The organism is Thalassotalea euphylliae (genome assembly GCF_003390395.1).
Classification (GTDB): Bacteria; Pseudomonadota; Gammaproteobacteria; order Enterobacterales; family Alteromonadaceae; genus Thalassotalea_F; species Thalassotalea_F euphylliae_C.
Window position 1 is genome coordinate 3,468,526 of the sequence record NZ_QUOV01000001.1, and the last position, 23,584, is coordinate 3,492,109.

17 protein-coding genes are annotated in these 23,584 nt (G+C 42.9%); 6 read left to right on the plus strand and 11 right to left on the minus strand.

Annotated elements, in window-relative coordinates:
* Positions 1-48 precede the first annotated feature (48 nt).
* The 3 genes from DXX92_RS15295 (at position 49) to DXX92_RS15305 (ending at position 3,617) form a co-directional block, all read left to right on the plus strand.
* Positions 49-1,437: an O-antigen ligase family protein gene (locus tag DXX92_RS15295; protein ID WP_116001235.1), complete on the plus strand. Its 1,389-nt coding sequence runs from the start codon at positions 49-51 to the stop codon at positions 1,435-1,437.
* Positions 1,438-1,723: 286 nt separating this feature from the next.
* A complete protein-coding gene (locus DXX92_RS15300) occupies positions 1,724-2,329 on the plus strand; it encodes a hypothetical protein (protein ID WP_147301973.1) in 606 nt (201 codons plus the stop codon).
* A 109-nt stretch (positions 2,330-2,438) separates the two neighbouring features.
* Positions 2,439-3,617 carry an EAL domain-containing response regulator gene (locus tag DXX92_RS15305; protein ID WP_116001237.1) on the plus strand — a complete coding sequence of 393 codons (1,179 nt, stop codon included), beginning with the start codon at positions 2,439-2,441 and terminating at the stop codon, positions 3,615-3,617.
* A gap of 26 nt (positions 3,618-3,643) precedes the next feature.
* Here DXX92_RS15305 and DXX92_RS15310 read toward each other — a convergent pair whose 3' ends face one another.
* From DXX92_RS15310 to acnB, 4 genes are all read right to left on the minus strand, one after another.
* Positions 3,644-3,874, minus strand: a complete 231-nt coding sequence (locus DXX92_RS15310) for a VF530 family DNA-binding protein (protein WP_116001239.1) — start codon at positions 3,872-3,874, stop codon at positions 3,644-3,646.
* Positions 3,875-3,978: 104 nt separating this feature from the next.
* Positions 3,979-4,953 carry an alpha/beta hydrolase gene (locus DXX92_RS15315; protein ID WP_116001241.1) on the minus strand — a complete coding sequence of 325 codons (975 nt, stop codon included), beginning with the start codon at positions 4,951-4,953 and terminating at the stop codon, positions 3,979-3,981.
* A gap of 514 nt (positions 4,954-5,467) precedes the next feature.
* On the minus strand, positions 5,468-6,079 hold the full coding sequence (locus DXX92_RS15320; RefSeq protein ID WP_116001243.1) for a LysE family translocator: 612 nt from the start codon (positions 6,077-6,079) through the stop codon (positions 5,468-5,470).
* Positions 6,080-6,218: 139 nt separating this feature from the next.
* A complete protein-coding gene (acnB, locus tag DXX92_RS15325) occupies positions 6,219-8,822 on the minus strand; it encodes a bifunctional aconitate hydratase 2/2-methylisocitrate dehydratase (protein WP_116001245.1) in 2,604 nt (867 codons plus the stop codon).
* Positions 8,823-9,291: 469 nt separating this feature from the next.
* Between acnB and DXX92_RS15330 the strand changes: the two genes are divergently transcribed.
* Positions 9,292-12,105 carry a bifunctional aconitate hydratase 2/2-methylisocitrate dehydratase gene (locus DXX92_RS15330; RefSeq protein ID WP_116001247.1) on the plus strand — a complete coding sequence of 938 codons (2,814 nt, stop codon included), beginning with the start codon at positions 9,292-9,294 and terminating at the stop codon, positions 12,103-12,105.
* Positions 12,106-12,224: 119 nt separating this feature from the next.
* Here DXX92_RS15330 and DXX92_RS15335 read toward each other — a convergent pair whose 3' ends face one another.
* The 7 genes from DXX92_RS15335 to ampD all read right to left on the minus strand — a co-directional run bounded on the left by DXX92_RS15335 (position 12,225) and on the right by ampD (position 21,638).
* Positions 12,225-12,557: a hypothetical protein gene (locus DXX92_RS15335; RefSeq protein ID WP_116001248.1), complete on the minus strand. Its 333-nt coding sequence runs from the start codon at positions 12,555-12,557 to the stop codon at positions 12,225-12,227.
* 130 nt (positions 12,558-12,687) lie between these two features.
* On the minus strand, positions 12,688-14,121 hold the full coding sequence (lpdA, locus tag DXX92_RS15340) for a dihydrolipoyl dehydrogenase (RefSeq protein ID WP_116001250.1): 1,434 nt from the start codon (positions 14,119-14,121) through the stop codon (positions 12,688-12,690).
* A gap of 184 nt (positions 14,122-14,305) precedes the next feature.
* Positions 14,306-15,988: a dihydrolipoyllysine-residue acetyltransferase gene (gene aceF, locus DXX92_RS15345; protein ID WP_116001252.1), complete on the minus strand. Its 1,683-nt coding sequence runs from the start codon at positions 15,986-15,988 to the stop codon at positions 14,306-14,308.
* A 22-nt stretch (positions 15,989-16,010) separates the two neighbouring features.
* Entirely contained in the window at positions 16,011-18,689 is a 2,679-nt protein-coding gene (gene aceE, locus DXX92_RS15350; protein ID WP_116001254.1) for a pyruvate dehydrogenase (acetyl-transferring), homodimeric type, read from the minus strand.
* 158 nt (positions 18,690-18,847) lie between these two features.
* Positions 18,848-19,615, minus strand: a complete 768-nt coding sequence (gene pdhR, locus DXX92_RS15355) for a pyruvate dehydrogenase complex transcriptional repressor PdhR (RefSeq protein ID WP_116001256.1) — start codon at positions 19,613-19,615, stop codon at positions 18,848-18,850.
* A gap of 544 nt (positions 19,616-20,159) precedes the next feature.
* The gene (gene ampE, locus DXX92_RS15360; RefSeq protein WP_116001257.1) at positions 20,160-21,002 is read right to left on the minus strand and encodes a beta-lactamase regulator AmpE; all 843 of its coding nucleotides are present in this window, start codon (positions 21,000-21,002) and stop codon (positions 20,160-20,162) included.
* Positions 21,003-21,062: 60 nt separating this feature from the next.
* Entirely contained in the window at positions 21,063-21,638 is a 576-nt protein-coding gene (gene ampD / locus DXX92_RS15365) for a 1,6-anhydro-N-acetylmuramyl-L-alanine amidase AmpD (RefSeq protein WP_116001259.1), read from the minus strand.
* Positions 21,639-21,859: 221 nt separating this feature from the next.
* On the opposite strand from ampD, the gene DXX92_RS15370 reads away from it, so the two are divergent.
* On the plus strand, positions 21,860-22,375 hold the full coding sequence (locus DXX92_RS15370) for a retropepsin-like aspartic protease family protein (protein ID WP_245961495.1): 516 nt from the start codon (positions 21,860-21,862) through the stop codon (positions 22,373-22,375).
* A 56-nt stretch (positions 22,376-22,431) separates the two neighbouring features.
* Positions 22,432-23,328 carry a carboxylating nicotinate-nucleotide diphosphorylase gene (gene nadC, locus DXX92_RS15375; RefSeq protein ID WP_116001263.1) on the plus strand — a complete coding sequence of 299 codons (897 nt, stop codon included), beginning with the start codon at positions 22,432-22,434 and terminating at the stop codon, positions 23,326-23,328.
* The last annotated feature ends 256 nt before the right edge of the window (positions 23,329-23,584 follow it).

The window sequence follows — 23,584 nt, forward strand, 5'->3', positions numbered from 1 at the left end:
AAACTGGGCCTTTTTTAATGCCCTCAATAAATAAAAGATTACTCTAGCATGGCTAATGTCCATTCTTTTTGCCTATACGTTTTTTTAACTTTAGTGTTTTGGCTGCCTATACCGCTTGGCTCTAATCGACCATGGGCATGGGCAATAATGGCTGCGGTATCGTTTATCACACTTGCCGGATTGCTACTGGCAACTGCACTATCGAAGAATTCTAAAACTCACCTTTGGGAAAATCTAAAACCCTATAAGCTATTATTATTGCCAATCATGCTATTTCAGGTATGGACGCTAGTACAATTAGTGCCTATGCCATTTGCAATAAGCAGTAGCGGGGATCTCATAGGGGAGCTTAGTTCCAATGCCAATATCATTTCATTAGATCCAAGCCAAGGTTTTTCAAGCCTTATCAAAGGCATGTCTTATCTATGCATTATGGTGTTAACAATAATACTGATTAACACTGAAAAACATATCAGGCTTTTACTTCAAGTCATGCTAGCTTCCGGCTTATTTCAAGCCTGTTATGGCGTTATTAGCATCTACGCAGGACTCGAAAAATCGCTAGTATTTGAGCAACACATTAGCCACTATGCTACGGGCTCTTTTTACTATAAAAACCACTTTGCAAACTTCTTACTATTAACCACAGCCACAAGCGTAGGCTTACTCGTTGCTAGTTTGTCTAAAAATAGCGGAGCCTCAGTGAAACAGCGCTTAAAAAGCTTTTTATCAGCCATGATAAAAGGCAAAGCTGTCGTTAGAATTGCTCTTGCTATACTTGTTATTGGCCTTGTCGCATCTCGCTCTCGCATGGGTAATGCAGCATTTTTCGTTGCATTAACCATTACAGGGCTCTACGCATTGATTTATTTTAAGAATCGAACACCTAGCCTTTCCATATTGCTCGTCAGTTTATTTCTTATCGATACTTTTATTCTTGGCGCTTGGTTTGGTGTGGATAAAGTTAAAGCTCATATTGAAAGCACTAGCTTCGCTCAGGAAAGCCGAGATGAAGTTAATATCTATGGATTAACATTACTCAAAGAAAGGCCGATTGTCGGATATGGCGCAGGAAGTTTCTATACCGTGTTTCCTATGGTACAAGGCGAAAAAGTAACAAGCTTTTACGATCATGCACATAACGACTACCTTCAATTTTCGGTAGAATTTGGCATTCCCGCCACCTTGCTGCTAGGTATTACTGTGCTAATGAGTCTATGGCAATGTATGCAAACTATGCGACAACGTAATCACGCATTGATGAAAGGCGTTGCCTTTGGTTGCATGACGGCCATCATTGGCATGCTGATTCATATTACCGTCGACTTTAATTTACAAGCACCCGCCAATACCGCTTATTTTGTAATTATTTTGACATTAGCATGGCAGTCGCGAAATATCGGGCAACGTACAAAGCTACACTCCTCGCTTAATTAGAGAAATAATCAGCTTTTCTGGAACTTATTAATGTGAAGCAACTCTACTAAGCAGGTTGGTTAAAAAGTTATTCAATGTGGTACAAGGACGTAGCAAGGCACTAATTCTGTCAATAATTGCGCACTTTGCAATTATTGTTTCGCTTATGTACTCAACGCAAAATGTACATCTCGTTCCTCCGACAATCGAATCAGCAAAACCAGTTAAAAGTTACTTATATACTCCGCCCAAATCAAAGCCCGTTTTGCAAGAGTCAAAACCCGTTGCGCTAGAGTCAAAGCAGGTTTTGGAGCAAACAAAAGAAGTTTTAGAAATATCGCAGACCCAAGATGAAGTTAAGGCAACGGAAAATAACCAGGGTGCGTCAGTATCACCTCAGCAAAATAAACAAAGCGATCGCGATAGTTTATCAAGAGTGGATGACGCAATTTCACTTACAGAGGAACCACTAGCTTCTCCTCATCAACAACTAACTAATGGCCGCGTATTAACTTCAGCACAAGGCAACCAGTCGATTTCAATTAACCCTATGAAGCAGCTTGAAAATATGCGCAAGAGCATAGATGCGGCCATAGTAGAAAGTGAGCTGGCTGAACACTTTCAACACCGTTCACTTTCAAACATGCACCCGAACCCAACGCCAGTTCCTAAATCTGTGTCGCCACTTACTCAAGACCAAGTACGAGCTAAAAACACGCAACAACTTGATAGTTCACTTTCAATTACAAAAACAGACAATGGTGCTTGTATCATCACTGAAGACCTCAGCAAAGTCGGCATTGAAGGCGTAACGGCAACGTCATGGGCGCGTTGCGGTACCACTAAAATGGAGCGAATGTTTAGCGAACATATGAAGAAAGTCAGAGAAAAGCACTTCCCTGCTTCACGTTAAGACTTTTAATGTAATCAATGACTTTGGCGTCAAGCAAAATTTAATCATTTGAAAACATAAGGTTTTACTGCTAGCTTTTACTGCATCATGGATTAGATTAGAAGCTGTTGTGCACGATAACAATAAGGCTGCTCTATTTATTCTGGACGACAATGAGCAGTATGCAGAATTGTTAAAAGAGTTTGCTGAACAAGCCAATTGGCAAGCCGATTTTGAAACGAACGTAGTCAGTTTTCTCACGCAAGAGTTCCCTGCATGTGACGCGCTTGTACTTGATTTATTTATGCCCGATTTCGATGGCATAGAGGTTATTCGCATGCTCGCCGATCGCGGGCACCACTGCCCACTTATCTTAGTAAGCGGTTTTGATAAAAAAGTGCTACACTCTGCCGAGCAATTAGCCAAAGCACATGATATTGAAGTATTAGCAACATTAACTAAACCGATTGAATTGGAAAGCTTTATCGAGCTTCTCAATCGAGTGTCTGTTAACCTTAACCAGCCCAAATATCCTAAAACCGTAAAACAGCAATACTCACCTGAAGAGATAGAAGCAGGGCTTAAAAATCATGAGTTCGTATTGCATTACCAGCCACAAATATGCCTAACGACAAACAAAATCAACAGTGTTGAAGCGCTAGTAAGGTGGCAACACCCAGAAGATGGGCTTGTCTACCCTGATCAGTTTATTAGCGTTGTAGAAAAGCACAATTTAATTGAGCTAATGACGCAAGAAATTCTAAACATTTCGGTTAAAGAAAGTAGCGCCGTTATTCAATCGAGCTTAGAAGTGTCTTTATCTATCAATGTTTCGGCAGACAACATCATTGCGTTGAGCTTACCGGAACAATTAAAAGCGCTAACCGACAAAAACCATCTAGCACCTCATAATTTAACGCTGGAACTCACTGAAAGTGCAGTTATGGGCGAGTTAACTTCGTCGTTGGATGTGCTAAATCGTTTGCGAATGAAGGGCTTTCACCTATCGATTGATGATTTTGGTACAGGATATTCATCACTTCAGCAACTTTATCAAGCGCCGTTTACTGAGCTGAAAATTGATCGTCAATTCGTTTCTAGCATGCTGTTTGATGAAGAGGCAATGATCATTGTTAAGATTTGCATCATGCTAGGTAAAATGTTGAATATGAATATTGTTGCTGAAGGTGTCGAAAACCTAGAAACACTTCATGAACTTCAACATTTAGGCTGTAACTTTGCACAAGGTTATGCCATCGCAAAACCCATGGCCGTTAACGATCTTATCCGCTGGGCAGAGCAGTGGTAGAACTAACGTTTCTATTCAAGTAGCCGTTACTTCCATTGAAACCCATGAAACACATTAATATACATTTCTTCAACCTTGGCCCGCGCCCAAGGCGTTTTGCGTAAAAACTTCAAGCTAGATTTAACCGAAGGGTCGTTAGTAAAACAGCGAATATCTACATTTTGCCCCATTGCTTCCCAGCCAATTTCAGCGACTAGCTCGTTGATGATGCTTTCCAGTTTTTTACCATGCAATGGGTTATTAGGTTGATGATTCATACGTTACTGCCAAAGTTTTGCGCTGCTAAAAGTAGCAACCGAAAGTAGAGTGTCGAAAGTAATGCGATATCATACCATGTTAGCCTTCGGTTGCTGGCCTGAATTTATCGATCGTATTCAAGCTCTTGACTGCGATCATTTGGCGTTACTCGCCCTTTTTCCATCGCAGCTAACATATGCAGCAAGGCAGGGCTGGTTTTACCATTGACGGCAAGAAAATAAGAATGCCCTTTGGGTTTATCAAAGGTGTTATTAAAGTCGTCGCAATCGACCTCGAAAACGTTTTTCGGCAATACCTCCATATTCTCAGGCCCTGTCATGCCAAGCCGCCGTGATACCGTTTTATTTTTCAAGTTGGCCAGCTTGCTCGCCGGCATGGCTAAATCGTCATTGGCGTAATAAACCACTAAGTTGCGGCAGGCATAGGGTACAAATTCAGCTGCTTCTCCCGGCTCCAAGCAATGATTTATAACATCAGCCGCCACCATAAAAATATTGCGGAAAATCTGTGGCACTTGCCCCGTATGATCATGTTTACCCCAAGTTGCGATAGCGTTGCGTAGCACTCTATTCCCCATTGAATGCGCCAAGATGTTGATTCGTCGAGTACAAGGATTAGGTTTGGCTGCTTCTGCTTTACGCCAGTTATCGAATTTAGTCAGCATGCGAGCAAATGCTATACCGCTAGCATCAGCGGCCTTTTGATCATCCCAGTAATCATCGATAAACGCAGCGGGAGAATCGTCATCACACGGCCACATTAGTGGTACCACATGAGCAAAATTAGAACCTCTTTCCTGATCAATAAGCCGTTGTAACTCTTCGGCATTAGGAAAGATGTCTGGCTCAGCAGTATTATTAAAGCCGTGGATATAAAGCAGTACTTGTGTATTACTTGGCAGGTTTTTCAGGCGTTCGAAAAATGCAGGGCTGCCAATTTCGGTATAATCATCAACGCCATTTCGCTCGCAGAAATACATATCAAGACTGGCTCTAGTCTTCTGCACTGGAAACGATATTTTTCGATTGCGCTTGCTGCGCTGTGATTCTTTCGGTGTGCGGTTAGTTGCAAATAGCATATTAGTCACCTCGTGCTTAATTAACTAAAAAGTCGCAGAATGTGAAAATAAGCTAATTACTGCTAGATACGTCAGGAAGACTCAACTTCCCTTTCTAAATTAGACTATCCCTAATTTTCTTATTCTTGATGTACTACACTTCAAAGCCTAGAAAGTGCTGCTGATTTGTCAAACCAAGCATTATACCAATTGAATTAATTAATTGATCAATTCAGAGCGTTGACAGCGGTGGGAGAATCAACCAAATTTGTGCAGATATAGTTGCTCTAAATCGAATAAATTTGGCGAAATTATCGCGCCGCTGACACGCTCCCAAAGGGCGAGTTTAAAAGGCTTATATGCTGCGTTATTGATTTTGCCAAGGGAATAACCATTCTCTGCAAGCAATGCCTTGCCTCTAAGCCTTTTAATTCTCGCTGAATGATTAAGTATTTATTTCAATTGGTATTAATGCTGCCCCGAAAGCCCACAGACCAAGTTCGTGGTTAATCTGTAGTTACTAAATACCTTAGGTTTATATCAACTCAGCCCTAAACATTGGAATAAGTGAAACAACCAGCAGACTCGCCATCACTCGATTAAACCAAGCGATAAATAAAGGTTTTTGCAAAATATTTTTCAAGCCCGCACCAGCGGCCATCCAAGTAAAAGAACAAGGTAATCCGAACAAGCAATAAATTAAGGCAATAACCGTGAGGTTATCAATGGTAGAGCTTTCCACTGATGAGAAAGTCACTATCGCTGATACCGCCATTATCCAAGCTTTAGGATTCACCCATTGAAAAGCCGCAGCTTGTATAAAAGATAACGGCTTGGCTTGTAGGTGGCTTTGTGGCTGTGCTTCGGCAGTCACTGGCGTCGTTGCAATTTTAAAAGCCAAATAAATAAGGTAACTCCCCCCTAGCAACTTCATCGCCATAAACAGTGAAGGCAAGGCCTGAAATAGTGAAAGCAAGCCAATACCTACGCCGACAATCATTAATGGAAAGCCTAAATTGATGCCTAGCATATGCGGCACTGTTTTTTTGATGCCAAAATTCAGCCCAGAACTTAGCAGCATGATGTTGTTCGGACCCGGTGTTCCTGACGTAGATAAAACAAAGAGTATCAGTGCAATAATTTCCATATGAATAGCCCTGTTCACTTAATTTATCGAATAGAGCTATCTTTGCTTAAAATAGTAAAGCCTTACATATACAAATAAAAAAAATCCAACCTACACAGTTGTCATCAAAGTTGTTCAAAAGCTACGTTGATTCAGTTTTCTATGCCGTCACTTGCAAAATAACCGACTTTGCTTTTTCTGTGTAACGCTCCATCTGATGAAAGTTTAAGTAACGGTAGGTGTCTGCCGCCGTGGCGTCTATTTGCTTCGCATATTTAAAGTACTCAGCAGGTGTGGGCAATTTCCCTAAAATGGCGCCAACCGCAGCTAACTCGGCAGAAGTTAAATACACATTTGCCCCCGTACCTAAACGATTGGGAAAGTTTCGGGTCGAAGTTGATAACACAGTAGCGTTATCAGCAACGCGTGCTTGGTTTCCCATACACAATGAGCAGCCCGGCGTTTCAATGCGAACACCTGCTTTACCATAAATAGAATAGTAACCCTCTTCGGTCAGTTGATCGCGGTCCATTTTGGTCGGCGGTGCGACCCACATTCTCGTATTCAACACGCCACCAGTATTATTCATATGGCTTTCTAATAACTTTCCGGCGGCACGAAAATGGCCAATATTGGTCATACATGAACCAATAAATACTTCATCGACACTATCGCCTGCAACTTCTGACAGGCGCTTGGCATCGTCAGGGTCATTCGGGCAGCAAACAATCGGCTCAGTAATATCAGCTAAGTCTATCTCCAAAATATGGGCATATTCGGCATCGCTGTCAGCACTCATAAGTGATGGACTCGCTAACCAATCTTCCATAGCATTTATTCTTCGCTCTATAGTGCGAACATCACCATAGCCCTCGCTAATCATCCATTTGAGCATAATGATATTAGAGCTTAGATACTCTTTTACCGCTGCTTCTTCCAGCTTAATTGTACAGCCTGCCGCCGAGCGCTCAGCAGAGGCATCGGAAAGCTCAAAGGCCTGCTCTACCGTTAACCCAGTTAAGCCCTCAATTTCCAAAATGCGACCAGAAAATTCGTTCATTTTACCGGCTTTTTCTACTGTTAATAGGCCTTCTTTAATACCGTAATAAGGAATCGCATGGACTAAGTCGCGCAAAGTAATACCCGGCTGCATCTTGCCTTTAAAACGCACTAATACAGACTCTGGCATATCTAATGGCATTACCCCGGTAGCTGCCGCAAAAGCCACTAACCCAGAGCCTGCTGGAAATGAAATACCAAGTGGGAAACGGGTATGGGAGTCGCCACCTGTGCCAACGGTATCGGGCAGCAGCATACGATTTAGCCAAGAATGGATCACGCCGTCACCTGGACGCAGCGACACACCACCGCGATTCATCATAAAATCTGGTAACGTATGATGGGTATGCACATCAACAGGTTTAGGATAAGCAGAGGTGTGGCAAAATGACTGCATAGTAAGATCGGCCGAGAAGCCTAAACAGGCGAGATCCTTTAACTCGTCGCGCGTCATTGGCCCTGTAGTGTCTTGCGAGCCAACGGTTGTCATTCTCGGCTCGCAATATTGGCCAGCTCTTACCCCTTGTACACCACAGGCTTTGCCCACCATTTTCTGTGCTAACGTAAAACCTTTGCTTGATGTTACCGCGTCTATCGGCTTTGCGAACAAATCAATGTCGCCTAAACCCAGTGCTTCACGAGCGCGATTGGTTAACCCTCGTCCAATAATTAGTGGGATGCGGCCGCCTGCCCGCACTTCATCAAGCAATACTGGGCTCAGTTCAAACTCAGCGATAACTTCGCCTGTGCTATTTTTGACAACGCCTTCGTAGGGGTAAATATCAATCACATCACCCATATGCATTTTCTGAACATCTAACTCGATTGGCAATGCGCCAGAATCTTCCATAGTGTTGTAAAAAATTGGTGCAATTTTACCGCCCAAACACACGCCACCAGTGCGCTTATTCGGCACGTAAGGAATATCTTCTCCCATAAACCAAAGCACAGAATTTGTGGCTGATTTGCGCGATGACCCCGTACCGACGACATCACCGACATAGGCTAGCGGTATGCCGTCTTTTTGCATAGTTTCAATTTGTTTGATGGGACCAATCGCCCCCGACTCGTCGGGGGTAATACCATCACGTGCCATTTTCAGCATGGCCTTGGCATGAACTGGAATATCAGGGCGCGACCAAGCATCTGGTGCAGGGGAAAGATCGTCGGTATTGGTTTCACCAATCACTTTAAACACTTTTACTGTGATTTTTTCTGCAACCGCAGGCTTTGAGGTAAACCACTCGCCTGCGGCCCAAGATTGCATCACCGTTTGTGCGGCTTGATTGCCAGCTTCCGCTTTCTCCTTCACGTCAAAAAAAGCATCAAACATTAGTAGGGTTTTCTTCAACCCAGCAGCGGCTATCTCTGCCAGCTTATGATCGTCAAGTAGGTCAATCATCGGCTGAATGTTGTAACCACCTAGCATAGTGCCCAATAATTCAGTGGCATGCTTTGCAGAAATGATTGGTGAGTGTGTTTCGCCTTTCGCCACGGCTGCCAAAAAGCTCGCTTTAACATAGGCGGCTTCATCAACGCCTGGAGGTATACGATTAGACAAGAGGTCGACTAAAAAAGCTTCTTCGCCCTCAGGAGGTGCTTTAGCTAACTCAATTAATGCTGCCGTTTGTTCTGCATCTAATGGTTTCGGAGTAACCCCTTGTGCAGCGCGTTCTGTTACGTGATTGCGATATTCTTCAAGCACGATATTCCCCCTCTCGCTTGGCGCAACCTAGTTCTAATAAATACGCCAATTGACGAAGCGTTTGAGTACTAGGTATCTTTTACGATTTATCTCTGCTGAGTTTAGTTGATAGCTACTTAAACGCTAAAATCAGAAGACAAATTATCAACATCCTATAAACCTAAAATATAACCAGGCTCCAATGAATTAGACTTTGGTATAAGTAAATGTAAGCAAGCGAATGAACTCTGCGACAATTGACTAATTGGCGTCATTTATTACCTGCCCCTGTCTATTTGGCAAATACTTAAAGCCATATTTAGCAGCCCCCATAACTACTATAATTAAAATTTCTAACTCTCATAAATCATATAAATGCCACTTATTTCAGCAAATGATTACTCGTCGCCAAAAAATCAGGTAAAATACCGTCCGAAATAATCATACTAATACCCGTCAATTAGCATTTTTTAATCAAAGTGAGTATCACATGAGCTTGTATTCAGAATATTTAGCGGAAATCAAAAGCCGTAAAGAAGAGCTTGGTCTTGCACCTAAGCCAATTGATAGCGCTGAGCTATTAGCGGAAATTATCGAACAGATTAAAGATCAAGATAATGCACACCGTGAAGAATCATTAAACTTCTTCATCTACAACACACTACCAGGCACAACCAGTGCTGCTGGTACCAAAGCGAAATTCCTAAAAGAAATCATCCTAGGTCAAGTAACCGTTGCCGAGATCACACCTGAGTTCGCATTCGAACTACTTTCACACATGAAAGGTGGTCCTTCAATTGAAGTACTTCTTGACCTTGCATTAGGTGAGGATGCTTCAGTTTCTGCGCCTGCGGCAGACGTATTAAAAACACAAGTATTCTTATACGACGCTGACACTGCTCGCCTTGAAGCAGCATACAAAGCGGGTAACGCAGTAGCTAAAGAGATTTTAGAAAGCTACGCAAAAGCTGAATTCTTCACAAAATTACCTGAAGTTTCAGAGAAAATTGAAGTAGTAACTTACGTTGCTGGTGTTGGTGATATCTCAACTGACTTACTATCGCCAGGTCACCAATCTCACTCACGCGCTGACCGTGAGTTACACGGTCAATGTATGATTACGCCTGAAGCACAACAAGAAATCGTTGCACTTCAAAAAGAGCACCCTGGTAAAAAAGTCATGCTAGTTGCTGAAAAAGGCACTATGGGTGTTGGCTCATCACGTATGTCTGGTGTGAACAACGTAGCACTTTGGGCTGGTGAGCAAGCTTCACCATACGTACCGTTCATCAACATTGCACCAGTAGTTGCAGGTACTAACGGTATTGCACCAATTTTCTTAACAACAGTTGATGTAACTGGTGGTATTGGTCTTGACCTTAAGAACTGGGTGAAGAAAGTAGACGCTGACGGTAACACGGTTACTGACGCAAATGGCGACCCAGTGTTAGAAGAAGCCTACTCTGTAGCTACAGGTACAGTGCTGACTATCGATACTAAAGCGAAGAAATTATTCAGCGGTAGCGAAGAAGTTGCTGACGTTGCTTCTGCATTCACACCACAAAAGCAAGAGTTCATGAAAGCGGGTGGTTCTTACGCGGTGACTTTTGGTAAGAAGTTACAAACGTTCGCTGCCCAAGCGTTAGGTGTAGATGCACCTGTTGTATACGCAGCAGCAAAAGAAATCTCTCACGAAGGTCAAGGCTTAACGGCTGTTGAGAAAATCTTCAACCGTAACGCGGTAGGTGTTGCATCTGATGCGCCATTACACGCAGGTTCTAACGTACGTGTTAAAGTAAACATCGTTGGTTCTCAAGATACAACAGGTCCTATGACGTGTCAGGAATTAGAAGCGATGGCTGCTTCTACAATTTCTCCTCTTGTTGACGGTGCATTCCAATCAGGTTGTCACACGGCATCAGTATGGGACAGCAAAGCAAAAGCTAACACGCCTAAGCTAATGGCATTTATGAATGCATTCGGTGTAATCACAGCCCGTGATCCGAAAGGCGTTTACCACTCAATGACTGATGTTATTCACAAAGTATTGAACGACATCACGGTTGACGATCGCGCCATCATCATCGGTGGTGACTCACATACGCGTATGTCTAAAGGTGTCGCATTCGGTGCTGACTCAGGTACGGTAGCGATTGCACTTGCTACAGGTGAGTCTGCAATGCCAATTCCAGAGTCAGTAAAAGTTACCTTCAAAGGTAAAATGGCTGATCACATGGACTTCCGCGATATCGTTCACGCAACGCAAGCACAAATGCTTAAGCAGTTCGAAGGTGAAAACGTATTCCAAGGTCGCGTAATCGAAGTACACATTGGTACTTTACTAGCTGACCAAGCGTTCACGTTCACTGACTGGACAGCGGAAATGAAGGCGAAAGCATCTGTTTGTATCTCAAATGATGAAACATTAATTGAGTCTATCGAGCTTGCAAAATCTCGTATCCAAATCATGATCGATAAGGGTATGGATAACGAAGCACAAACATTAGCTGGCTTAATCAAGTTAGCTGATGAACGTATCGCTGGTATTACGTCTGGTGAAACACCTGCGCTAGCACCAGATGAAAACGCTAAATACTACGCAGAAGTTGAAGTTGATTTGGACACAATCGTTGAACCAATGATTGCTGACCCAGACGTTAACAACGAAGACGTTTCTAAGCGTTACACCCACGATGTAATTCGCCCTGTTTCATTCTACAACGACCGCCCTGTTGATTTAGGCTTCGTTGGTTCTTGTATGGTTCACAAAGGTGATATGCAAATTATCGCGCAAATGTTCCGTAACTTAGAGAAGCAAAACGGTTCAATCGAATTCAATGCACCACTTGTTGTTGCTCCACCAACGTACAACATCGTTGACGAGTTAAAAGCTGAAGGTGATTGGGAAATTCTAGAGAAATACTCTGGCTTCGTATTTGACGATGAAAACCCGAAAGGTGAAGCACGTAAGAGCTACGAAAACATCTTATACCTTGAGCGCCCGGGCTGTAACTTATGTATGGGCAACCAAGAAAAAGCAGAACCAGGTGACACGGTAATCGCTACTTCTACTCGCCTATTCCAAGGTCGTGTTGTAGCCGATAGCGCAGAGAAGAAAGGTGAATCGTTACTAGGTTCAACACCACTAGTAGTACTTTCAACTATCTTAGGTCGCTTCCCGACGATGGATGAGTACACAGCGGCTGTTGAAGGTATCGACCTAACACGTTTCGCGCCACCTACTGAAGCGATGACAACACCAGCTTCTGGTGCAGTTGCAGTTAAGATTGCTGATCCTAGCTAATCAGCTATCATAGCTTTTAAACTAGAGACTAAAAGGGCTGCTTAATAGCAGCCCTTTTTTATTGCCTGTAGTTTGGGTTCAGAGAAGTTTGATCTACTAGTCAACAATACTCCCTCTTTTTACGGACAGCTAATCTCCACCGTTAATGAAGGGAAAATATAGTTAGGTTTAGCATTGCGATCGTCAAAGCTCTCGACTCCTTCCAAGTACTTAATGCTATAGCCCATATCGCCACAAATACGCTTTGCCTTTCGAGTGGTAAATAAATTCATACGCTCAAATGAAACACCACCTAAGCGCGCAACTTCCAAGTGATATTGCTTATCGGTTTGTTTGACGAGTTTAAACTGCACGCGGTGATCGAAGTCAGTTTCAAATTTGCCTTTTTGATGCTGTGCATTAGCTTGGCCATGAACAGTAGCCAGAATAAAACAAGCGAAAACCGATTTCATGCAACAATAAAATGCTTTCAAAATGAAATCCTTACAAGAGGGTAATTTACCTAGTGTAAAAGCTGACAATAAAAAAGCCAGCGATAAACGCTGGCTTTAATCATCTTGGTAAAAAAGTAAGCTTAGTTAATTACTTTTTCTTTTTAACTGCTTTGGCATTTGGTAAGTCAGTAATTGAACCTTCAAATACTTCTGCCGCTAAACCGATAGACTCGTTTAGTGTTGGGTGAGCGTGAATGGTTAATGCAACATCTTCTGCATCAGCGCCCATTTCAACCGCTAAACAGATTTCACCTAACATTTCACCAGCGTTGATACCAACAATCGCACCACCAAGTACGCGGCCTGATTCTTTTTCAAAAATCAGCTTGGTTTTACCTTCTGTGCGTGCTGACGCAATAGCACGGCCTGATGCTGCCCACGGGAAGTTAGCAACCTCAATGTTTAAGCCTTGCTCTTTCGCTTCACCTTCAGTCACACCTACCCATGCAATTTCTGGATCTGTGTAAGCAATTGAAGGAATACAACGTGGTTCAAATACGTGCTTCTTACCAGCAATAACTTCCGCAGCAACGTGTGCTTCGTGAACCGCTTTGTGCGCAAGCATTGGTTGACCAACAACATCACCAATCGCAAAAATGTTGCTCACGTTAGTGCGAAGCTCGTTTGATACATTGATAAAGCCACGCTCATCAACATTAACACCAGCTTGATCAGCTGCAACTAAGTGACCGTTTGGCTTACGACCAACAGCAACTAAGATCTTGTCGTAACGCACTTGGCCTTCTGGTGCGTTTTTACCTTCAAACGTTACGTATAAACCGTCGTCTTTTGCTTCAACCGCAGTCACTTTGGTTGAAAGCATAATGTCTTTGAAACGCTTTTTGTTGTGCTTGGTGTAGATTTTCACCATGTCAGTATCAGCAGCTGGTACTAGCTGGTCAGCAAATTCAACAACCGATACATTAGCGCCTAATGAGCTGTAAACAGTACCCATTTCTAGGCCGATAATACCGCCACCTAGTACTAACATTTCTTCTGGAATATCTTTAAGCTCTAACGCACCTGTAGAGTCGATAACACGTGGGTCATCATTTGGGATGAATGGTAGGTCAACCACTGAAGAGCCACAGGCAATAATCGCGTTGTCGAACGAAATCGTTTTCGTACCTTCTTCTGTTTCAACTGCGATAGTTTTATCAGAAGTGAATTTACCGTAACCGTAAACAGTCGTTACTTTACGTTGCTTAGCCATACCGCCTAAGCCGCCAGTTAACTGTGCAACTACGCTGTCTTTCCAGCTACGGATTTTGTCTAAATCAATTTCCGGCTTACCAAAGCTCACACCGTGAGAAGCCATATCAGCCGCATCGTCAATAACTTTAGCAACGTGAAGTAGTGCTTTAGATGGGATACAACCAACGTTTAAACAAACGCCACCTAATGTTTTACGGCTTTCGACTAATACTACGTCTAAACCTAAGTCCGCTGCACGGAACGCGGCTGAGTAGCCACCAGGTCCGGCACCTAAAACTACTACCTGAGTTTTAATTTCGTTGCTCATGCTAACCTCAAAGTTATGTTTGGTTGACTAACGACATTTTTAGCTTAGTTATTTGCCTGTCGTTAATGAAATTCTTGCAATTTATGACGCGAAGTTTACTGAAAATATAGGCACTTCGCTATCAATTAATCAATATCTTAGCAAAATAATAAGAGCCTCTAATGAGGCTCTTAAATCAATGTGCTTACAGCACTAATTTGCGAATGTCTGACATTACCGACGACAACTGCACAGCAAAGCGTGCAGCCACCGCGCCATCAATCACACGATGGTCGTATGATAGCGATAATGGCAACATTAAGCGTGGGATAAACTCTTTGCCATTCCACTTCGGTTTCATCTCAGATTTCGAAACACCTAGAATAGCAACATCTGGTGCGTTAACAATTGGTGTAAACGCTGTACCGCCGATACCACCTAAGCTCGAAATCGTGAAACAGCTGCCCTGCATATCGGCCGCTTTAAGCTTGCCTTCACGTGCTTTAACACTAATTTCTAGTAGCTCTTTTGATAGCTCGTAAATGCCTTTTTTATCAACATCACGTACTACTGGTACCACTAAGCCATTTGGTGTATCAACCGCGACACCGATGTGGAAGTATTTCTTCATGATCAAGTGTTCACCGTCTTCACTCAAGCTTGAGTTGAATACCGGATATGCCGCTAAGGCATTGGCAACTGCTTTCATGATGAACACAAGCGGCGTGATCTTAAAGCCCATTTTCTGCTTTTCACAAATCACGTTTTGCTCTTTACGGAAAGCTTCAACGTCTGTGATATCAGCTTCTTCAAACTGAGTCACGTGTGGAATAGTCACCCAGTTGCGGTGTAAGTTTGGACCAGAAATTTTCTGAATGCGCGTTAACGCTACTTCTTCCACTTCACCAAACTTGCTGAAATCAACTTTAGGTTGCGCAATTACTTGCAAGCCACCTTCGCCTTTACCGACTGAACTGCCAGCGTTAGCTTTCGGGCGAGATAACTCATATTTCACGTAAGACTGTACGTCTTCTTTTAAAATACGACCTTTGCGACCAGTCCCTTTAACAAGTGTTAAATCAATACCAAATTCACGTGCTAAACGGCGAATTGACGGTGAAGTATAAACTTTACCTGTTGATTTAAAGTCGCCTGCATGCGGATGATGTGGCACTGGTGCAGCTTTTGGCGCAGCTGCTGGCTTTTCAGCAACAGGCGCTGGTGCTGGCTCGGCTTTTGGCTCTGCAGCTGGCTGAGAAATAGCAGCAGGTGCGCCGCTATTGGTTTCTAGCTTAATCACCAGTGAACCTTGGCCTACTTTGTCGCCAGTGCTGACCAACACTTCTTTAACAATACCCGCTTCTGGTGAAGGCACATCCATCGTGGCTTTATCAGTTTCAAGTGTGATCAGACCATCTTCTGCTGCAACTTCGTCACCCACGGAGATAAGTACGTCAATCACATCGACTTCACCGTCTTGGCCAATATCAGGTACAGCAACATCAATCACTTCGCTACCACCAGTTGCGGGGGCTGCCGCTTCGGCTTGAGGCGTTGTTGTTGGAAGCGTAGCTGCTTCAGTCTGCGCGGGAGACGCAGGAGCTTCTGCCGCAGCAGGCTCAGCGGCTGGCGCTTCAGTTGAAGCTTCGCCAGCAACTTTAATTTCGCCAATCACATCACCTTCTTTGATCTTGTCACCAACATTTACGGTTAGTGCGACAAGCTCACCTGCCATTGGCGCAGGAATATCCATTGATGCTTTGTCAGTTTCAACGGTCACAATACCGTCTTCAGCTTCCAGCGTATCGCCAACAGCGAAGCCAATTTCAATCACTTCAACTTCATCGCCACCAACATCAGGGACAAGAATTTTTTGAACGTCAGACATAGTTGTTCTCCTCTATCCCCAATTACGCGTAAAGTGGGTTGATCTTGTTAGTGTCAATGTTGAAGCGCTTGATTGCTTCAGTCACTACACTGTGTTCAACTTCACCACGTTTTGCTAATTCGTGTAATGATGCTACCACGATGTAAGACGCATTTACTTCGAAGTGACGACGCAAGTTTGCGCGGCTGTCTGAACGACCAAAGCCATCAGTACCTAAACAGCGGTAGTCGGTGTCGATAAAGGCACGCACTTGATCTGAGTAGTTCTTCACATAGTCAGTTGCTGCAATTGCAGGACCTGCATCTTTAGTGATCACTTGACCAATGTATGGCACTTGCTGCTCGGCTTCTGGGTTAAGCATGTTTTGGCGAACAACTTCTTGGCCTTCACGCGCTAGCTCATTGAATGAAGTTACCGAGTAAACATCACTTGAAACGCCGTAATCATTGGCAAGAATTTGTGCCGCTTCACGTACTTGCAACAAGATAGTACCTGAGCCCATTAGCTGAACATTAGCCTTCGCCGACGCTGATTCAACACGCTCTAGTTGGTAAATACCTTTGATAATCTGCTCTTCAACATCTTTATCTTCAGGCATTGCTGGGTGTTGGTAGTTTTCGTTCATTAATGTGATGTAGTAGAAAATGTTTTCATTTTCTTCGTACATACGGCGTAAACCTTCACGCACAATCACCGCAACTTCGTAACCATAAGTTGGATCGTAAGTTAAACAGTTTGGAATAAGGTTCGCTTGCACATGTGAATGACCATCTTGGTGCTGTAAACCTTCACCATTTAGAGTTGTACGACCCGCAGTTGCCCCCAGTAAGAAACCACGTGCTTGGCTATCACCCGCTGCCCATGCTAAGTCACCTACACGTTGGAAACCGAACATTGAGTAGTATATGTAGAACGGAATCGTCGTTGCATTACAGGTTGAGTAAGACGTACCTGACGCTACCCAAGAAGCCATTGCGCCAAGCTCGTTGATACCTTCTTGCAGTACCTGACCTTTCTTGTCTTCACGGTAGTAGGCCACTTGGTCAGCATCTTGTGGTACGTATTTTTGCCCTTCGTTTGCGTAAATACCCACTTGACGGAACAAACCTTCCATACCGAATGTACGTGCTTCATCAGGGATAATAGGTACGATGCGCTTACCAATTTTCTTATCTTTTAATAACGCATTTAGCACGCGTACAAAGGTCATGGTTGATGACACTTCACGATCACCCGAGCCTTTAGTAATAGCATCAAACGCTTTTAACGATGGAATTTCTAGCTCTTCTTGGGCTTGCTCACGACGTGCAGGTAATGAACCACCAAGTGCTTCACGACGGGCGCGCATGTACTTCATTTCTGGGCTGTCTTCGTCAAAACGGAAGAATGGTAAGTCTTCCAATTGGTCATCAGCGATAGGCATATTGAAACGATCGCGGTATTGCTTGATCGACTCGATATCCATCTTCTTCACGTTGTGAGCAACGTTTTGCGCTTCGCCTGATTGACCTAAACCAAAACCTTTAACCGTTTTCGCAAGAATTACGGTTGGGCGACCTTTAGTATTCATCGCGCGATCGTACGCCGCGTAAACTTTAACAGGGTCATGACCACCACGGTTTAAGCGCCATACGTCTTCATCAGACATATTCGCTACCATAGCAGCAGTTTCTGGGTACTTACCGAACCAGTTTTCACGGGTGTACTTACCACCTTTGGCTTTACAGTTTTGGTATTCACCATCAACGGTTTCGTTCATCAACTGTAATAGCTTGCCTGATGTGTCGCGTGCAATAAGTGGATCCCAGTATGAACCCCAAATAACTTTAATTACTTCCCAACCAGCGCCGCGGAAAGTACCTTCAAGTTCTTGGATAATTTTACCATTACCACGAACTGGGCCGTCTAAGCGCTGTAAGTTACAGTTAACAATGAAACATAGGTTGTCCAAGCTTTCACGTGCAGCTAGGCCGATAGCACCTAATGATTCTGGTTCATCACACTCACCGTCACCAAGGAAACAGTATACACGCTGACCAGAGCAGTCTTTAATGCCACGATCCGTTAAGTATTTAAGGAAACGTGCAGTGTAAATCGCTTGCAGTGGACCTAAGCCCATAGATACGGTTGGGAACTGCCAGAAATCCTGCATTAAGTGCGGGTGTGGGTAAGATGATAAACCGTTACCATCCACTTCCTGACGGAAGTTATTCATTTGCTCTTCAGTTAAACGACCTTCAAGGAAGGCACGACCGTAAATACCCGGTGAAATATGACCTTGGGCAAAAATAAAGTCGCCACCATTTTCAGGGCCCGCGGCTTTGAAGAAGTGGTTGAAACCAACATCGTAAAGCATCGCACTTGAAGCGAATGAACCGATATGGCCACCAAGCTCTAAGTCTTTTTTCGAGGCACGCAATACTAGTGCCATAGCGTTCCAGCGAATTGCCGCACGAATACGAGATTCAAGCGTTAAGTCAGCTGGCATATTTGGCTCTTGGCCGGGCGCAATGGTGTTAACGTATGCCGTTGTTGCATCAAAAGGAAGATGCGTACCACCACGACGGGCACGGTCAATCAGTTTTTCTAAGATGAAATGAGCACGCTCTGGACCTTCATTATCCAAAACGGCTTCTAACGACTCTAACCATTCTTGTGTTTCGGCTGAATCAACATCAAAGTGATTTGGGAGCTCAGACATAATTTTACTTAGTCTCCATATTGTTATGGTATTAAACCTTTATAAAGATAGTTAAAAATTTACTATCCGCTTAACTTATTCTTTTGCTTGGCAAGTAACATTTACTCACCAGATAAAACTTTCTAAAACCTCTACTGGCTTTATCTTCTATTACCGCACTAATAGCGCTGCATTCTGCGCATTGAACGCTCCATACGACTGCGCTCTTGTGTTAGCTCTAATAAGACTTCTTCTATCAGCGCTAAGTGACGATGACTTGCTCCCCACGCTTTTTGTGGCTGACCGCTTAAAATGGCGTTCATCAGCTGGGTACGGTAGTCACTAATTTTCGAAAAAATATCAGGACGCTGGGCAAGTATTGTTAAGTTCTGTTCAATGTTATCGATCAGTAACGTCGACATGCTGCGGGCAAGATGTAACATAATGGCGTTGTGTGACGCTGCACAAATGGCAATGTAAAAGTCAAAAACCGCTTCCGCTTCGGCGCGATAATTGTTTTCAATTTGCACATTACCAATGTTCTCATGCTTCAGCTTAATTTGCTCAAAGTCGGCTTCGGTACCACGCATCGCCGCATAGTAGGCAGACATACCTTCAATGCCATAACGAAATTCCAACAAGTCGAATTGCGACTCATGGCTTTTCGACATTAGGTCAAATAAAGGATCTGACAGGCCGCTTAACAGGTTGTCAGTCACAAAAGTGCCACCACCTTGTTTACGTGTGACTAGCCCTTTGACCTCTAGCTTTTGAATCGCTTCACGCAATGATGGTCTTGAGACTTCGAATTGCGCAGCTAGCTCTCGCTCTGGTGGCAGTTTCTGTCCTGATTTCAAGCTGCCTTCAACAATCATTTGCTCCAGCTGTGCCAGAATGACATCAGATAATTTAGGTTGCTTTGTCTTAACGCTTTTAATTGACACCATACGTGAGTGTTAACTCCACCATTGCTTTTACTATGTTGCCATTTCACTAATAGCTATAATTGGCAGCCGACAATTGGTAAATTGGTCTTACCATTGGCAATTTACTCTAATAAAGTAGCAAAAATCGTGAACCCTGTAAAACAATTTAGCTGACAGCGATCATTTTTCCAGCAAAAGAAAATACTAATTCTGTCAACAAAAATGGGCGCTATAACGGATTTCGAAGAAGTGGTCTGAACAGCAAACAAAATTCACACGGCAGTGCTTATTAGGCAAAGTTTATTTGTCCAACCAAATAATTGACGAGAACCAACTGAAGGCAAAAGAAGTTAAAACAAAGCCTTAGCATTTAAAGCTGAGAATAAACTGTCGGCTCAGCTTAGCGCTTAACTAGCATAACTAGATTTGCTAAGCGCAATAGATCATGAAAGAAATAGGAAAAAGCAAGCTCGCAGTTATTACTTCACGATAGGAAGTAAATATCGACGAATCAGGCCAAAATAATTAACTTTAGCGAATACTAGCTAAGAAGAAATAAGCAGAACTAACTGATCACGCCGGAGAGGGTCAGAATTGCGATAACGGCAAACCACAATAAAACGTTACGTTTGGCTAACTTAACCAGTAAGCATGGTTCTGCAGTACAATCTTTATCATCAACCATGATATCTTCTGCTTGCTGAGCAACATCAATGAGCACGCATTGAGGCGCCTTACTAAACTGAAAAAAGTTATCAATCCACACAGGAAATGCTTTAGAAAAGTGACCAACAATCATTAAACCAAATGACGCTAATCTTACTGGCAACCAGTCTGCGATAAATAATAGTTTACTATACACATCTGTGATGGCAGCGCTTTCTGGCTCTTGCTCGGTTAAACGATGCTGCTGCTCATCTAAGCTACAAAGTAAACGATAGAAAACAGCACCTGCTGCGCCAAACACCACAAAATACATCATCACAGAAATATAGTAGCGATAGTTTAGCCACACGAGTGTTTGGCCAAAACCATGATCTGGCAGACTCTTGTCGCTGATCAACTGCTGATAATGCAAATCACACGTGGTTAATTCACCTTTAAAAGCAGATTGTAGAAAACACTTGTAAGTGTCTCGCGTTTTTACGCAACCAAAACAAATTATAAGTATGGCAGTTGAAACAACTAAATGGAGCAAGCCATCTTGAACAAATGATAACGCTAGGTAGGTGAGCGCAACTGGCACCGCCAGCAAAATAATAGGCAGCAAAACGCCAGTCACTTTATTGTGAAAATCTTGCTTTTTCACCACTGACATATAATGGCCAAAGGCATAGTTAAACTGCCAAAACGGCGAAGATAAGCTTTTTTCTGCTGCTAATGAGATAAGTAAACTGATCAGTCCCATAACCTTCTCGCTACCTTAAGTACCTTAAAGTTGTTTAACTATTTGAGTGCTATATAACTGCTAAATATGATTTGTGCTAGGTTGCTTGCAATTATTCAGCATGGAATTAAAGCGCTGCCAATCAAATGATTCACCCGGATCCGTTTTTCTCCCCGGCGCTATATCACAATGGCCAACAATATTATTATGACCAATAAGTGGATAAGATTCTTGTAATTTTTGCACTAAGCTGACCAGTTTTTGGTACTGAGAATCTGTGTAAGCTAGGCTATCTGTGCCTTCGAGTTCGATGCCAATAGAAAAGTCATTGCATCGCTCTCTGCCCTCAAAATTAGAAACGCCAGCATGCCAAGCCTTATCGTTAAATGATACATATTGAATCACATGACCGTCGCGACGAATTAAACAATGGGCAGAAACCTGAAGTTGATAAATCTCTTCAAAGAATGGTTCAGCATTTTTATCTAATCTCCCCATAAACAGGTCAGTAATATACCCACCACCAAACTTACCCGGTGGCAGCGAAATATTATGAACAACTAGCAAGCTAATATCTTGTGTTGCCTCTCTCGGCGTAAAATGGGGTGACACTTGTTGCTCAGCTTCAACTAGCCAACCGTTTTTAATCGTAAACATGATTTCTTACAACTACTTGGTGCGAAAAAAAGTCAAATACAGCCAAATGGCAAATATTTACGTATGATAATATCAATTAGTACTCATTTACTATCGATACGAATTAGCTTATTTAAAACTGTGGGTAAGGCTAGCGCTAATAGAATTGCTAGCGTTCAATTGGCAACAGAGAAGTTGGCAGCAGAAAATTTGGCAACAAAGAAATTGGTAATGAAGAAATTGTGAAAGATAATCAAGAAACATCATTTGGCCGAGGTTTTATCTGGATTGCTTGGATTTTGGCAATAGGTATATTGATCTATGCCTTTCAAGGGGTTTTAGATAATCAATGGAACCCTAACCAGCGGCCAGACTCAAATCTGTCATCGCAAGGTAAAGCCAGCGTCACCCTAAAACAAAACCGAAGCGGCCATTATATTACGAGCGGCACAATTAACGATGAGCCTGTTGTATTCCTACTAGACACAGGTGCGACACAAGTTTCAATACCGGCACGGGTTGCCGAACGTCTTGGTTTACAAGGTTATGGCAGTTACCCTGTGCAAACAGCCAATGGTGTGGTGCGAGTGTATCGTACAAAAATACAATCTTTATCCATTGGTAACCTTTATTTATACGATGTTGATGCCCATATTAATCCAGGTATGCAAAGTGATGAAATTCTGTTAGGCATGAGCGCCTTAAAAAAGGTAGAATTTCGTCAAACTGGAAATCAGCTTGTATTAGAACAACGTTAGTTTCACCAACTTCCCCTGTTATTCACGAATTTAAAGAGATAAAGAGAAAAGCCCCAATGCTACCTGCTGCGTTACAACAAGACATTCGCCATTCTGTTTCACTTGCCTTAAAAGAAGACTTAGGCATTTCTCCGCTCGCTGAAGTAGATGCTAGCTTTGACGTAACTGCGATGTTAATTCCAGCTGAAAATAGTGCTTCGGCAACCGTTGTTACACGTGAGGAATGCATTGTTTGTGGTGTTGCTTGGGTCAATGAAGTATTCGAACAACTAGATAAAGTTCAAGATACAGATACAAAAATTACTTGGTTTGTGAACGATGGTGAACGTGTTAAAGCCAATAGCGTACTATTTGAGATAAGCGGTAATGCCCGCATTTTATTAACGGGTGAGCGCACTGCATTAAACTTCCTACAATCACTTTCGGGCACTGCGACACTGACAGCGAGCTATGTCGCCGAATTAGCCGATGGTAAAACTAAGCTGCTAGATACTCGAAAAACAATTCCTGGACTACGCAGTGCACAAAAGTATGCGGTAAGTTGTGGTGGTGGTAATAACCATCGTATCGGCTTATTTGATGCGTACTTAATTAAAGAGAACCATATTGCAGCTTGTGGTGGCATTGATAAAGCCGTGGCAACAGCACGTCACAATAAGCCAGAGATTAAAGTGGAAGTAGAGGTGGAATCAATGGATGAACTCAACCAAGCCTTAACAGCTGGTTGCGACATTATTATGCTGGATAACTTCACCACAGCCATGATAGAGCAAGCTGTACATATTACAGAAACCTATAACCAACAGCACAACCAAGCAACTAAATTAGAAGTTTCTGGCAATATGACCATTGAAACTCTAAAGGAATACACACAAGCCGGTGTTGACTACATTTCTTCAGGTGCCTTAACCAAGCATGTGAAAGCGATCGATTTATCAATGCGCTTTTCATAATTCTTAATAACTAAGCGCATTGAGTTCAAGCTACTTGCTCATCCTTATTAGTAAGTAGCTCACTTCCTAACTAGACAAATTATCAACATCTCAGTCACACTAATGTCAGCATCTGGTCTTTACCTATTCGTAAAGCTCAAAAGGCTAAAACTCACGATTAATATTTAAGTATATCTAAAAGAGTTGGTTAACGAGAAATAGCTAAGCTGAATGGATATATAAATACATCAACATTTGGTGGCACAACACCAATCAA